This is a genomic window from Staphylococcus simulans (genome assembly GCF_002902285.1).
Lineage (GTDB): Bacteria > Bacillota > Bacilli > Staphylococcales > Staphylococcaceae > Staphylococcus > Staphylococcus simulans.
Genome location: NZ_PPRU01000001.1, coordinates 24448 through 39536, shown reverse-complemented (window position 1 = coordinate 39536; position 15089 = coordinate 24448). Strand labels below are relative to the sequence as shown.

Sequence of the window (15089 nt, the reverse complement as noted above, 5' to 3'; positions counted from 1 at the left end):
TATACATATTTAAAACATTGCCGTATAGGTTCTTTCACAAAATAAAAATGCATTCATCCTCAAAGGGACGAATGCATCGCGGTACCACCCTAGTTATGCAGCAAATTATCCTGCATCACTCTTGTTCTTATACGGACTGACATAAAGTAGCGTTCAGCAAATGATGCGATACCTTACACCACCCGGTACCTCTCTTAGGCATAACGATTTGCTTACTCGGCTTTATGCGAATTAATTTTATTTTAGTCTGACAGACTTTAAAAGTCAACATATATCATACTTCACACAACACTTTATTCATGATTAAAAGTATAAGGTGTGACCTTACCCATACCAATCATCGGGTCAATTTCATAAATCGTTGCTTCTGTTAATTCTACGAGTTGTTGTGCAGGTGCTGAGGTTGTTTGATCATTTATTTGTTCATCTGCTTGTTCTTCATTTGTTTCACTCTCATGACCGAAGTAATCTCTGAGCAATTGTGCGAGTCTCGTCATACGTACTTGCCCATGGGTCTTCATACCGATGTCAAAGGCTTGGCTATCACCAAGAAAAACTAAAGATTGTTTGGCACGTGTAAGTCCTGTATAGATAATCGGACGCTGCAACATGCGATAATATTGTTTTACAATCGGCATAATAACAATTGGAAACTCTGAACCTTGTGCTTTATGAATGGAAGTACAATAAGCATGTGTTAACTCCATCATATCTTGTTTGGTAAATGTAATTTCATTACCTTCAAAATCGACGACAAGTATATCTTTATTTAATTCGTTTTCACGTGCCCAGAAGATACCGACAATCACACCGATATCACCATTGAAAATATTATCATTAGGACGATTCACAAGTTGTAAGACTTTGTCGCCCTTTCTAAAGACCGCTTCTCCGAACTCAATCTCTCTTGCATCTTCAGCTTTAGGATTCAAGATATCTTGTAATACTTTATTTAAACGCTTAATGCCGGCACTGCCGCGATACATCGGAGCCAAGACTTGAATATCGCTCATATCGTAGCCTTTTTTAACAGCAGAACTCACCACTTTATTGACTACATCTGGTATTTGTTCAGCTGTACAAGGAATAAAGCTGCGATCGTGGAATCGCTCAGTAATGTCTATCGGCTGACCTAATTTCATTTTATGTGCGAGTTCAATGATACTAGAACCATCTTGTTGACGGTAGACTTCAGTTAAATTAACACGTGGAATGACTTTCGCATCAATTAAATCTTTAAACACTTGTCCTGGGCCGACTGATGGTAATTGGTCTTCATCTCCGACTAAAATGATTTGTGCATCAATCGGTACTGCATTCAAGAACTGATGAAACAACCATGTATCTACCATTGACATTTCATCAATAATGATGAGCTTAGCAGTAATTTCATTTTCTAAGACATCTTCAGGCTTGGTATCTTGACTCCAGCCGATTAAACGATGGATGGTCATTGCTTCAAGTCCAGTTGATTCTTGTAAACGTTTGGCTGCACGTCCTGTAGGTGCAGCAAGCGCTATCGGATAATCATCTTCTTGGTAATCGTCATAGGATAAGGATAAACCATGCGTTTCCGCATAGAGTTCAACGATGCCTTTGATAACCGTTGTTTTACCGGTACCTGGACCACCTGTCAGCAGCATGACTTTTGAATTAATCGCTGTTTCAAGTGCTTCTTTTTGAGAAGATGCGTAGTTGACTCCATTCATTTCCTCGATTTCACCAATATTGATTTGTAAGTCAGATTGTTCAATATTCTCTAATTTAGCTTGATGTGACGCAATACGATACAGGTTCTGCACACTTTTGACTTCTGAATAATATAAGCTTGGGATAGAAAGTGTTTCATCCGCTTCCACCAACTTACTTTCTTCTGTCAATTCAAGTATCACTTTTTCTAACATACTGGCATCTATCGTTTGGTCATATCCCTTGCTTAACATCTCTAACGAAGTTTCTAATACATAATCTTTAGGTAAAAATGTATGACCTTGTTTAATACATTCTTCTTCTATCGTATAAAGCAGACCTGCTTTTAAGCGTTCAGGGGCGTTATATTCTATGCCTAAATTCTTAGCTAAAGTATCTGCTTTGTGGAAACCGACACCGCGTACATCATAGACAAGATCATATGGATTTTTCTCTATCGTTTGTAAGGTGTCACTTTGATAAACTTGATAGATGCTCATCGCTAATTTCGGACCGAAGCCTAAATCATGAAGTCTGATCATAATTTTTTCTACTTCTTGATTACTGTAGATTTGATCTGCGATTTGGCTTTGTTTCTTTTTAGATAAATTCGGTACTTCTTCTAGGACTGAACGATCATCTAAAATTTTATTGATGGTATTTTCACCAAGTGTATTTACGATATTTTCAGCCGTTTTCTTACCGACACCTTTAAACAAATCACTTGATAAGTAACTGATAATCGCATCTTTTGTTTGCGGTACTTCTTTTTCGAAAGTTTCAGCTTTTAATTGTTTGCCGTATCTAGGGTGTGTCACAGCTTGACCTTTGAAGGTATAAACATCGCCTTCAGCAATTTCAGGAAAGAACCCCACAATTGTAGGCATATTATCAAAATCTTCATTGGTTTCAATCGGATCTACTTTTAATACGGTATAGAAATTATCTTTATTTTGAAATAAGATTGCTTCTACTGTTCCTTTGACCATCGAATAGTCAAACAATGTAGGGTTCTCCAAATTTATTCCTCCTCTGCATCAAATTGGGTGAATGTTTTAAGTGCATGCTGACTTAATAAATGTTCTGGATCAATCTCTATTGCTTTTTCAAAGTATGGTATTGCTTCATAGATTTCTTCAGTAAACATATAACCCGCTAAACCACGGTTATATAATGCGTCTGTATGTTTGGGATTTATATTTAACACGGTATCTAACTGTTTGACAGCTTGGTCAAACAATTCCAAATGACATAGGACTAAACCGTATTGGAATTGAATTTCTTCATCTTTATTTTGATCTAATTCTGCAGCACGCATAAGGAAAGGTAATGCAGATTTATAGTCACCTAAGTTATTAAATGACATCCCTATCATATAATTGGTATCCGCTTCATCGACACCTGTTTTGAGTGCTTGTTGATAAAGTTTAATCGCATCATTAAAACTTTCTGCATTATAATAAACATTAGCTAAATTATAATAAATCGCACCGTTGTTCGGATCGATAGTTAAAGCTTTTTGGAAAAATTTCTCAGCTTTTTCAATTTCACCTGCTTCCGCAAGCAGAATACCTGAATTAATGTAGTTTTCAATGTCTTCAGGATGTGCATCAATATTTTCAAACAGTGCTTTTAACGCTGTTTCAAATTGACCTTCTTTAATTAACTGATAAATTTCTTCTTGTTTCATGCTTAGTCCTCATTTCTTTCTTATTCAACTCTTTATTTTATCAGAAAAACTTGAAACTATGTAAAAAAGAGACTAGGAAAGTCCTAGTCCCTGATTAAAATTTAGACAACATATGTGAGTTGACCTTCATTTTTATAAACATCATCAATTGTTGCGCCACCTAAGCAAACGTCGCCATCATATAATACAACGGCTTGTCCAGGTGTGATTGCACGTACTGGTTCATCAAAATCAACACGGATTTGATCATCACCGATTTGTGTCACTGTCACCCCTGTATCTTTTTGACGATATCTGAATTTTGCGGTACAACGATAACCTTGTGATAAGTCGATATCATTCACAAGTGAAACGTCAGAAGCGATCAAATAATCACTGTACAATGCATCATGATGGAAACCTTGTTCTACATATAACACATTATCTTCAAGGTTTTTACCTACAACAAACCATGGATCGCCATCGCCGCCGATACCTAGACCATGACGTTGACCGATTGTGTAATACATTAAACCGCCGTGTGTTCCCATTTTTTTACCGTTTAATGTGCGCATATCACCAGATTGTGCTGGTAAATAATTAGATAAGAAATCTTTGAAGTTTCGTTCGCCGATAAAGCAGATTCCTGTCGAATCTTTTTTCTTCGCAGTTGCTAAATCTTGTGCTAACGCGATTTCTCTGACTTCTGATTTCTCCATGCCGCCAAGTGGAAACATTACTTTAGATAGTTGTTCATGTGTCAGTTGATTTAAGAAATATGTTTGGTCTTTATTATTATCCACACCACGCAGCATTTCTACTGTGCCATCTTCATTGCGTCTTACTTGTGCATAATGGCCTGTCGCCACATAATCTGCACCGAGTTTCATAGCATGGTTTAAAAATGCTTTGAACTTAATTTCTTTATTACACATCACATCAGGATTTGGTGTGCGTCCTTTTTTATATTCATCTAGGAAGTAAGTAAAGACTTTATCCCAGTATTCTTTTTCGAAGTTTACCGCATAATACGGTATACCGATTTGGTTACAAACAGCAATCACGTCATTGTAATCTTCTGTCGCGGTACAAACGCCATTTTCATCAGTGTCATCCCAGTTTTTCATGAAAATACCGATGACGTCATAGCCTTGTTCTTTTAAAAGATAGGCAGTAACTGAGCTGTCTACGCCGCCAGACATTCCTACTACAACACGAGTATCTTGGTTGCTCACGCTTATTCCTCCTTAAATTTCAAATAAATTTTCTGTATTTCTGCTACGATATATTTAATGTCACGTTCAGTTGTTAATTCGTTAAAACTGAAGCGGATAGATTGTTTTGTTCTAGGGTCGTCATCACCATACATGGCTGCTAAGACATGTGATGGTGTAGTTAAACCTGCAGTACATGCAGAGCCTGATGAGACTGCAATATTCGCTAAATCAAGCAAAGTTAACATCGTTTCCACATCGATGAATGGGAAGTACAAGTTCAAGATATGTCCTGTTGTATCGGTCATTGAACCGTTCACTTCAAATGGAATACTGCGTTCTTGTAAGTTGACTAAAAATGTTTCTTTAAGATTCATTAAATGAATGTTGTTTTCATCACGATGTTCTGTAGCTAACTTTAATGCTTCAGCCATTCCCGCAATTTGCGGTACATTTTCTGTTCCTGCACGACGTTTTGTTTCTTGTTCACCGCCAAGTTGTGAAAATTGAATAGGTGTCTTCGGTTTAACTAACAATGCACCGACACCTTTAGGGCCACCGAATTTATGTGCTGTTATACTCATTGTATCGAATTTAAAATCATCAAATTCAATCGGCAGATGTTCAACTGCTTGTACAGCATCCACATGTAAATAAGCATCATGTGCTTTAACGATGTCTTCTATATCATACATCGGCTGTACGGTACCTACTTCATTGTTCACAAACATGATAGAAACAAGAATAGTTTCATCACTCATAGCTGCCTTTAATTGTTCTAAATCGATGATACCTTCACGATCAACATCTAAATACGTAACGTGAAAGCCTTCACGCTCTAGTTGTTCAAATACATGCAAGACAGAATGATGTTCAATTTTTGATGTAATTAAATGCTTTCCTTTATGTTGATTAGCATATGCTAACCCTTTAATCGCAGTATTATTAGATTCAGTTGCCCCACTAGTGAAAATCACTTCATTAGGCGTTGCGCTTAATAATGACGCAATTTCTCTACGTGATGCATCTAAATATTGTCTGGCATCTCTACCTACACGATGAATGGATGAAGGATTGCCATAATGCTTCGCATACAATTCCATCATCTTATCAATTACTTCTTCTTTTACTGGAGTTGTTGCTGCATAATCTGCATATACTTCCATTTGTCAGACACTTCCTCACAATTTTATCAATGTTCCAATTCTAGCACCAACACTACAATTTTTCTAGTACTCTGTTCCACAAATATTATAACATGCAAAGCACATGCTTTAAGCAATAAAATTCTTTCTAATATTTGTTCTTGTTATAATTAATATATCATTCAAAACGAGGAGGTCTTTATGTGAGTGAAATTAAAGTTTCTGCACTCAATTTAGTACCTGTTAAATCAGGTGAAGATGAGAAGCAAGCCATCGATAATATGGTGGACTTAGCTCAACATCTAGATGAATTAGGATATGAACGATATTGGATTGCAGAACATCATAACGCTCCGAATTTAGTGAGTTCTGCGACAGCGTTATTGATTCAACACACATTAGAGCATACGAAAAACATCCGGGTCGGTTCAGGCGGTATTATGTTGCCAAACCATGCACCATTAGTCGTAGCTGAACAATTCGGTACATTAGAAACAATGTTTAAAAACCGAGTCGATTTAGGCTTAGGCCGTGCACCGGGTACAGATATGATGACAGCGAGCGCATTACGCAGAGATCAACATAATGGTGTTTATGCGTTCCCTGAAGAAGTTGCACAACTACAAAAATACTTCGGACCAGAAAACCAACAAGGCTACGTACGTGCATATCCTGCTGTTGATAAAAACGTTCCGTTATATATTTTAGGTTCTTCTACAGACTCTGCACATCTCGCTGCAAGAATGGGCTTACCTTATGTATTTGCTGGTCACTTTGCACCGCAACAAATGAGAGAAGCTATGTCCATTTATAAAGAATTATTCGAACCATCTGAAGTATTAGACAAACCATATATGATTGTATGCTTGAATGCGATTGTTGCTGAAACAGATGAAGAAGCTGAAAAATTAGCAACAACATTAGCACAAGTTACAGTGAGCATTACACGCGGCAGAATGGAACCGCTGCAACCACCAATTGATAATTTAGCAGATGTGCTTACTCCTGCAGAATTACAAATGGCAAAAGGTCGCTTAGGTGTTTCATTAGTAGGTTCAGAAGAAACTGTTAAACAACAAATCGAAAAATTCATGGATATCTACGGCGAGTTTGATGAATTGATGGCAATCAGTTATATCTATGATCAAGAAAAACAAAAAGAGTCATTCGAACGCTTGCAACGTGTTATGAAACAAGTTCGTAAATAAATATATATATACGTTGATTAGTTATTTTGATTAAAACACAAATAACGGGCAGAACCATTTAAGATTCTGCCCGTTATTTCTATTTGTTGATTGATAATTATTTATCTTTATTGAATTTATCTTTTAATTTGCCAGCTGCATCTTTTGCTTTGTCTGCAGCATCATTGATTTTTTCATCAACTTTACCTGAAGCTTTATCTGCTTTACCTTCATTTTCTAATTTCTTATTATCAGTAGCATTACCTACTGTTTCTTTAACGTTGCCTTTTGCTTGTTCTAATTTGTCTTCGCCTTTATTTGCCATAATCGATTCCTCCAAATATTTCAAATCTAGTTACATTATATGAATACCACATGTGAATTTGAACAAACATATCCATATTACGCATTAAAAAATGCAGTCCAACAACCTGTAGTTGAACTGCAATACTTATTAAATATAGAACATGTAATTATCGCGTTTATCAGTATCGTTAAAGTCTGCTAAATATTTTAACGTTGTGCCATCTAATACTTCTCTGACTGCGTCTCTCATGCGCAACCAAAGTTCTTGTTGTGCTGGCGGCTCTGAATCTATACTTTCAACGAATGAAATCGGACCTTCAAGCAGGCGAATAATATCTCCGGCTTTAATTTCATCAGCTGGGACACGGAGTTGGTATCCACCTTTAGCACCGCGTACACTACGAATCAATCCGGCATTTCTTAAAGGTCCTACTAATTGTTCTAGGTATAGATCACTTAATTTATTTTCTTCTGCAATAGTTTTTAACGATACGCAACCTTGACCTTCCCTCTTAGCAAGAGAAATCATTAAGGTTAAGCCATATCTCCCTTTTGTTGAAATTTTCATTTTATTACCTCGCTTAATCCGATTTTATTTTATTCAATTCTAGCATTTTTTACGTTAATATAGTAATAGAAAGGTGTGACTCTATCTTGACTAACGAACCTTTAGCATCTAGAATGCGTCCGCAAAACCTAGATGAAATCATATCACAACAACACTTAGTTGGTCCAAAAGGTATCATTAGAAGAATGGTTGAATCCAAACGACTGACTTCAATGATTTTTTATGGACCTCCTGGTATTGGAAAAACCAGTATTGCGAAAGCCATCGCAGGTTCTACACAGTTTAAGTTCAGACAATTAAACGCTGTGACAAATACCAAAAAAGACATGCAAATGGTGGTTGAAGAAGCGAAAATGTCTGGTCAAGTCATTTTACTGCTTGATGAAATCCATCGTTTAGATAAAGCTAAACAAGATTTCCTGTTACCTCACTTAGAGAACGGAAAAATAGTACTTATTGGTGCGACAACATCCAATCCGTATCATGCGATTAATCCTGCTATTCGTTCACGAGCACAGATATTTGAACTCTATCCTCTGACAGAAGAAGATGTTGCTGTAGCATTAGAACGCGCTTTAGCTGATGAAGAACGCGGTCTTGCTTCCTATCATGCAACAGTTGATCATGATGCAATGCAATACTTCTCCACTCAAAGTCACGGTGATGTGCGCAGTGCTTTAAACGCCTTAGAACTTTCAGTACTAAGTGCTAAACCTGATGAGAATGACAAAATTCACGTTTCTTTAGAAGATGCCAAAGATTGTATGCAAAAAGGCAGCTTTGTCAGTGATAAAGATGGTGACATGCACTATGATGTCATGAGTGCTTTCCAAAAATCAATTCGAGGCAGTGATACTGATGCCGCATTACATTATCTTGCACGACTGATTGAAGCAGGAGATCTCCCAACCATCGCGAGAAGATTACTAGTGATCAGCTATGAAGATATCGGTTTAGCATCCCCTGGTGCCGGGCAACGTACACTCGCTGCCATTGAATCTGCAGAACGTTTAGGATTTCCAGAAGCACGCATTCCGCTCAGTCAAGCAGTTATTGAATTATGCTTATCACCTAAATCAAATTCAGGTATCAAAGCCATTGACGCTGCTTTATCTGATATTAGAAAAGGTCATGTCGGCCAAGTGCCTAATCATCTTAAAGATGGTCATTATAAAGGCGCTAAAGAATTAGGTCATGCAATTGGTTATCAATATCCGCATGATTCTGAGAATGGCTTTATACCACAGCAATATCTGCCGGATAAACTTAAAAACAGACATTATTACCATCCTAAAACAACATCTAAAACTGAACAGCAACTTAAACAAATCTATGACAATATTACTAAGCAGCAAAACAAGCGTTAATTAAGGTTGATAGAAGAATCGTAGTCAGTCTACGATTCTACATCAGCCTTTTTATTTTTGGTTTTTATCTTTGATTCTAGTCACAGGTATATCTTTTAAGACATCGTTGATGACATAACTTGCACAAATTAAGCCTACTACACTTGGCACAAATGCATTTGAAGATGGTGGCATTTGACCTTTACGCGTTGCCGCATTTTTATCGCCGACTGTTTCTTTAACATCTTCTCTGATGACGATTGGACTTTCATCTGAAAAAACAACTGGAATCCCTTTTTTAATACCTTCTTTTTTCAATTTTTGTCTAATTATTTTTGCGATAGGATCTGTATTCGTTTTAGAAATATCGGCAATTTGGAAACGTGTTGGATCTGTTTTATTTGCAGCACCCATACTAGAAATGATTTTAATGCCGCGTTTCAAACATTCTTTCATCAAATGCACTTTATAAATAATTGTGTCGCTCGCATCAATAATGTAATCAATATCATAATCATTGAACAGTTGTTCATACGTTTCTTCGGTATAGAACATATGTAAAGAAGTTACTTTACAATCTGGATTGATTAATTTGATACGTTCTTCCATCAATGTCACTTTACTTTGACCGATAGTCGTTGTAAGTGCGTGTAATTGACGGTTCACATTAGTAATGTCCACATCATCTTTATCAATTAAAATGATATGGCCGATATTTGTTCTAGCTAAAGCTTCTGCTGCAAAAGACCCAACGCCCCCAACGCCAAGTACTGCAACTGTTTGTTGTTTTAATAAATCAAGTCCCTCTTTACCGTATGCCAATTCATTACGTGAAAATTGATGTTTCATCAAATCTATACTCCTTTAATCTAACTTTACTACCATATACCATTATAACAAATTTAGATAATATTATTTCGTGAAAAAAGCCAAACTTTGAAAAGAAAATAAAAAAAATACGTAGGACCGAAGTCCTACGTACGATAGAATCCGTTGTACCGTAGTTATTAGAGCTTGATCATTTTGGCCTGCTAATTACAGGTGGGTGCCCTGTTTCTTGTTTTGCAAGTCCTCCTTAAGAGGCGTGTGCGCTGCAAGAAAACCTATTGGGCTCCCTGATCAAAGAGTGTTAGGTCAAAATACATACAGCAAACTACGAGTATTTCAGACGACTATCTTATACTTAGATATTACCACATAAAATGGTAATTGCAAATATAAACACTCTCAAAGTGTAATTTTTCTATTAATGACGAATGCGCAATGCTAATTCTTCTAATTGTTTATTAGAAACTTCACTTGGTGCTTGTGTCATTAATGATACAGCTGACGCAGTTTTAGGGAATGCGATTGTATCACGTAAGTTTGTACGTCCTGTTAATAACATGACGAAGCGGTCAAGACCTAATGCAATACCGCCATGTGGTGGTGCACCATATTTGAATGCATCAAGTAAGAAGCCGAATTGATCTTGTGCTTCTTCTTTTGTAAAGCCTAAGACTTCAAACATTTTTTCTTGAATATCACCATTGTGGATTCTGATTGAACCGCCGCCTAATTCATAACCGTTTAATACGATATCGTACGCTTTCGCTTGTGCTTTTTCTGGTTCAGAATCTAATTTGTCTAAATCTTCATCTTTAGGTGATGTGAAAGGATGGTGCGCTGCTACATAGCGTTTTTCATCTTCATCATATTCAAGTAACGGCCAATCTGTTACCCATAAGAAGTTTAATTTATCTTCATCAATTAAGCCTAACTCATGCGCTAATTTTACACGTAATGCACCTAAACTTTGTGCGACAACACTTGGTTTATCTGCAACAAATAATACTAAATCTCCTGCTTCTGCATCTGTTAAAGATTTTAATGTTTCAACATTTTCATCTTCAAAGAATCTTGCGATTGGTCCGCTTAAGCCATCTTCAACAACTTTGACCCAAGCTAATCCTTTTGCGCCATAGATATTCACAAACTCAGTTAATTTATCAATATCTTTACGTGTATATTTGTCTGAAGCACCTTTCGCAACTAATGCTTTTACTTCTCCGCCTTTTTCTACTGTATCTTTAAAGACTTTGAAGTCCATTGTTTCTCCTAGTTTTGAAACATCCAATAACTCCATGTCAAAACGTGTATCTGGTTTATCAGAACCATAACGTGACATAGCTTCTGCGTATGTCATACGTGGGAATTGTTCAGTCAATTCAACACCTTTAACATCTTTTACAACACTTTTCAGCATGTCTTCACCAAGTTCCATAACATCTTCTTGGTCTACGAAACTCATTTCAATATCGACTTGCGTGAATTCAGGTTGTCTATCTGCACGTAAGTCTTCGTCACGGAAACATTTTACGATTTGGTAATATTTATCGAAGCCGCTGATCATCAATAATTGTTTGAACAATTGTGGTGATTGCGGTAGCGCATAGAATTTACCTTCATGCACACGAGATGGTACTAAATAGTCACGTGCACCTTCTGGTGTTGATTTAGTTAAGAAAGGTGTTTCGATATCTAAGAAACCTTCTTTATCTAAATATTCATGAATTGCGCGTGTAATGTGGTGACGCATTTTGATTGTTTGCGCAAGTTCTTGTCTTCTTAAATCTAAATAACGATATTTTAAACGGATATTTTCATCCACTTGTTGTGAATCATCATTTATTGAAAATGGCGGAGTTTGTGCTTTGTTGATGATATTAATTTTATCAACTTGTACTTCAACATTACCTGTTTTAATTTTAGGGTTTACAGTTTCAGTATCACGTTTTGTTACTGTACCTTCAACTTCAATCACGTATTCAGAGCGGATAGATTCCGCAACTTCTAATGCCTCTTTAGAAAAGTCTGGGTTGAAGACGATTTGTACATAGCCTTCACGGTCACGTAAATCAACAAAGATTAATCCACCTAAGTCACGACGATTGTGTACCCATCCTTTTAAAGTGACGTGTTGTCCTAAAAGGTCTTCCGTTACAAGACCACAATAAGTTGTTTTTTTACTCATAATTACTCTCTCCTCTTATTTCGCTTTCTTCTCTTCAAAATATGAAACTAAATCCGTGAGTTGAATCGCTTCTGATTCTCCGCTCTCCATATGTTTGATATTGATATTTCCATCTTCAAGTTCTTGGTCGCCGATTACAATCGTATATTCAGCTCCTACACGGTTCGCTTGCTTCATTTGACCTTTAATTTTACGTTTCAAGTAATCTTTATCTGCTTTAATACCGTGATGGCGTAAATCATTTAATAATTTAACTGCGTAACGGTCCGCTTTTTCACCCATCGTTACAATAAATAAATCTAAATGATCTTCATCTTCGATTTCGATACCTTCTTCTTCTAACGCAAGTAGTAAACGTTCAATACTTAATGCGAAACCAATACCTGTTTGTTTTGGTCCATCTAGTAATTCTAATAAACCATTGTAACGTCCGCCGCCGCATAGTGTTGTGATGGCACCATCATAATCTGGACTGTCAATCATTAATTCAAAAGCAGTGTGTGTATAATAATCCAGACCACGAACTAAGTTTGGATCTTCCACATAAGGAATACCTAATTCATCTAAATAACTTTTAACTTGTTCATAATAAGCTTTTGATTCTTCGTTTAAATATTCAGTGATGCGTGGTGCAGTTTTAACCGCTTCTTTATCTCTATCCACCTTACAATCCAAAATACGCATTGGATTCGTATACAAGCGAGATTGGCAGTCACTACAGAACGTATCAATGACAGGTTCAAAGTGCTTAATTAACGCTTCGTTATATTCCTTACGAGAATCAAAGTCACCCACACTATTAATCACAAGTTTCAAGTGTTTTAAGCCGAATGATTCATAGATATGCATTACCATTGCTAAAACTTCAGCATCAATACTTGGATCTTCGGCACCGATTGCTTCTACACCGAATTGATTAAATTGACGATAACGCCCTTTTTGTTTACGTTCATATCTGAACATCGGACCATTATAGTAAAGTTTAATCGGTTGGTTCGGATCACCTTGCATTTTATTTTCAATGTATGAACGAACTACTGCTGCAGTACCTTCTGGTCTTAATGTAATACTGCGATCACCTTTATCTTTGAATGTATACATTTCTTTTTGTACAACATCTGTTGAATCGCCGACACCTCTTGCGAATAAGTCAGTGCTTTCAAAAATAGGTGTGCGAATTTCTTTATAATTATAAAGTTCCATTAATTCATCTAATTTTGTTTCAATATATCTCCATTTTCTGCTTTGATCAGGCAGAATATCTTGTGTACCACGTGGGATTTTAATCATATCGTCACTTCCTTTTAGAAATAAAAAAGCCCCTTGTATGATATCACTATCACACAAGGGACGAATTTTCCGTGTTGCCACCCTAATTGAACTGTATAGCACAGTTCCACTTTAAACATTTAACGTATGTTGTACGGAAGATAAACAGTAACTATTTACCTTCACCTCTTCTTGTGTTCAATAATGACAAAATTACTCTGAATAATCTTTCAGCCTAGGATTATTTCTCTTGTATCATTTCGTAATGTCTATTCAAGAATCGTAACGGTTTTAATTATTTTATTCAGATACTATCATAACGATTTTAAGCATTGATTGCAACTATTTAAGCTGAAAAATACATACGCAAACCATCAACAATAGACTGTTCTAATATTTGACGATGCAATTTATCTCGTATCATCATCTCATCTGTTGGATTACTGATATACCCTAGTTCAATTAACACAGCTGGTATTTTAGATTGACGCAATACTTGATAATTTTCCTGTCTTGCACCTTTTGGTGACAGCAAACCTTTTTTCTGTATACTCATACTTAAAACTTGTGCTAAATCTTCTTGTTTTTTCTTGTACCAATATACTGTTGCGCCATTTGCTTCAGGAGACTCCAAAGCGTCATTATGTAAGCTGATAAACGCATCACCTTTAAGATTTCTATCTTTCAGTTTGACGTAATTATCATTGTCACGCGTCATTTTAACAGTTGCGCCTTCTTGCTCAAGTTTCTTTTTTAACTCCAATCCAGTTTTTAAAGTATAAACTTTTTCTAAAGATTTATACTTAGTGCCACTGGCTGCTCCCTGGTCACCACCGCCATGACCAGGGTCCAGTACAATCACTTTGCCTTTTAACGGCTTAGCATTCGGATCATTATCTGGCGGAATATCTAAATCCGTATGCCATCCAGCCACCCATCCTTTTTGCTTGCCATTACTCGTTTCAACATAAATCCATTTACCTTTTTTATCAAGTTTATGGAATGTTTCACCTTTTTCAGCAGGAAAAATCTCAGGATAGACGGCGTTAGGACCCGTTCTTAATTCTGCATCTTCTTTCATTGTTACACTATCATCATGTTTATCTTGATAATTGGCAACGAGAATTATCGTAAATACAACAATAATAATTAAGAGTGCAGCAATGAGTACGGGAATCGGTTTAAGTCTATGCTTTTTAAACCACCGTTCTATTCGGTTCATATCACTTTGCCGTCCTGACTTTCATAAATAATCGTCACAGGACCGTCATTTGCGATATCCACTAACATATCAGTACCGAATTCACCTGTCTTAACTTCTAAGTCATAAGTACGTAATGTATCGTTCAATGCTTCGTATAAGCGATTTGCTTCATCTGGAGATTTAGAATTTGAAAAGCCAGGTCTATTGCCTTTTTTAACATCAGCATATAACGTGAATTGAGATATAGATAATATCTCACCCCCGATTTGCTGAACATTCAAATTCATTTTTCCTTCTTCATCTTCAAAGATTCTTGCATTGGCTATCTTTTTTGCCACTGCTTGCACATCTGCTTCAGTCGAATCTTTACCGACACCAACTAACAAACATAAACCTTTTCCAATTTGATTATTTAACGTTTCATTTGTTACAGATGCTTGTTTGACACGTTGTACTACTACTCTCATTTATATACACCT

The 15089-nt window shown here is 36.5% G+C and carries 13 protein-coding genes and 1 other RNA gene; 2 read left to right on the top strand and 12 right to left on the bottom strand.

What is annotated here, in order from left to right:
* Positions 1 to 293 precede the first annotated feature (293 nt).
* The 4 genes from recD2 to CD112_RS00165 all read right to left on the bottom strand — a co-directional run bounded on the left by recD2 (position 294) and on the right by CD112_RS00165 (position 5738).
* Positions 294 to 2708, bottom strand: coding sequence for an SF1B family DNA helicase RecD2 (gene recD2, locus CD112_RS00180; RefSeq protein WP_103363653.1), 2415 nt, complete (start codon positions 2706 to 2708; stop codon positions 294 to 296).
* A 2-nt stretch (positions 2709 to 2710) separates the two neighbouring features.
* Entirely contained in the window at positions 2711 to 3379 is a 669-nt protein-coding gene (locus CD112_RS00175; protein WP_002481105.1) for a tetratricopeptide repeat protein, read from the bottom strand.
* Positions 3380 to 3480: 101 nt separating this feature from the next.
* Positions 3481 to 4593, bottom strand: coding sequence for a tRNA 2-thiouridine(34) synthase MnmA (gene mnmA, locus CD112_RS00170; RefSeq protein WP_002481106.1), 1113 nt, complete (start codon positions 4591 to 4593; stop codon positions 3481 to 3483).
* Between the two features lie 2 nt (positions 4594 to 4595).
* Positions 4596 to 5738 (bottom strand): cysteine desulfurase family protein, encoded by a 1143-nt coding sequence (locus tag CD112_RS00165; protein WP_103363652.1) that lies wholly within the window; start codon positions 5736 to 5738, stop codon positions 4596 to 4598.
* Between the two features lie 182 nt (positions 5739 to 5920).
* On the opposite strand from CD112_RS00165, the gene CD112_RS00160 reads away from it, so the two are divergent.
* On the top strand, positions 5921 to 6925 hold the full coding sequence (locus CD112_RS00160) for an LLM class flavin-dependent oxidoreductase (protein WP_002481108.1): 1005 nt from the start codon (positions 5921 to 5923) through the stop codon (positions 6923 to 6925).
* Positions 6926 to 7022: 97 nt separating this feature from the next.
* On the opposite strand, the gene CD112_RS00155 is transcribed toward CD112_RS00160, so the two are convergent.
* Both CD112_RS00155 and cymR read right to left on the bottom strand, forming a co-directional pair.
* Positions 7023 to 7229: a CsbD family protein gene (locus tag CD112_RS00155; protein WP_002481109.1), complete on the bottom strand. Its 207-nt coding sequence runs from the start codon at positions 7227 to 7229 to the stop codon at positions 7023 to 7025.
* Positions 7230 to 7358: 129 nt separating this feature from the next.
* Complete coding sequence (cymR, locus tag CD112_RS00150; RefSeq protein ID WP_002481110.1) at positions 7359 to 7778, bottom strand: cysteine metabolism transcriptional regulator CymR; 420 nt, start codon at positions 7776 to 7778, stop codon at positions 7359 to 7361.
* Positions 7779 to 7864: 86 nt separating this feature from the next.
* Here cymR and CD112_RS00145 point away from each other — a divergent pair, with 86 nt between their 5' ends.
* On the top strand, positions 7865 to 9145 hold the full coding sequence (locus CD112_RS00145) for a replication-associated recombination protein A (RefSeq protein ID WP_060804777.1): 1281 nt from the start codon (positions 7865 to 7867) through the stop codon (positions 9143 to 9145).
* A 51-nt stretch (positions 9146 to 9196) separates the two neighbouring features.
* Here CD112_RS00145 and CD112_RS00140 read toward each other — a convergent pair whose 3' ends face one another.
* The 6 genes from CD112_RS00140 to dtd form a co-directional block, all read right to left on the bottom strand.
* Positions 9197 to 9973 carry a tRNA threonylcarbamoyladenosine dehydratase gene (locus CD112_RS00140; protein ID WP_023016063.1) on the bottom strand — a complete coding sequence of 259 codons (777 nt, stop codon included), beginning with the start codon at positions 9971 to 9973 and terminating at the stop codon, positions 9197 to 9199.
* Between the two features lie 134 nt (positions 9974 to 10107).
* Positions 10108 to 10298, bottom strand: a non-coding RNA gene (gene ssrS, locus CD112_RS00135) — 6S RNA.
* Between the two features lie 72 nt (positions 10299 to 10370).
* Entirely contained in the window at positions 10371 to 12137 is a 1767-nt protein-coding gene (aspS, locus tag CD112_RS00130; protein WP_103363651.1) for an aspartate--tRNA ligase, read from the bottom strand.
* 15 nt (positions 12138 to 12152) lie between these two features.
* On the bottom strand, positions 12153 to 13427 hold the full coding sequence (gene hisS / locus CD112_RS00125; RefSeq protein WP_002481114.1) for a histidine--tRNA ligase: 1275 nt from the start codon (positions 13425 to 13427) through the stop codon (positions 12153 to 12155).
* Between the two features lie 325 nt (positions 13428 to 13752).
* Entirely contained in the window at positions 13753 to 14628 is an 876-nt protein-coding gene (locus CD112_RS00120; RefSeq protein ID WP_002481115.1) for an N-acetylmuramoyl-L-alanine amidase family protein, read from the bottom strand.
* Positions 14625 to 15077: a D-aminoacyl-tRNA deacylase gene (gene dtd, locus CD112_RS00115; RefSeq protein WP_002481116.1), complete on the bottom strand. Its 453-nt coding sequence runs from the start codon at positions 15075 to 15077 to the stop codon at positions 14625 to 14627. Before dtd ends, CD112_RS00120 begins: the two co-directional genes overlap by 4 nt.
* Positions 15078 to 15089: the final 12 nt, after the last annotated feature.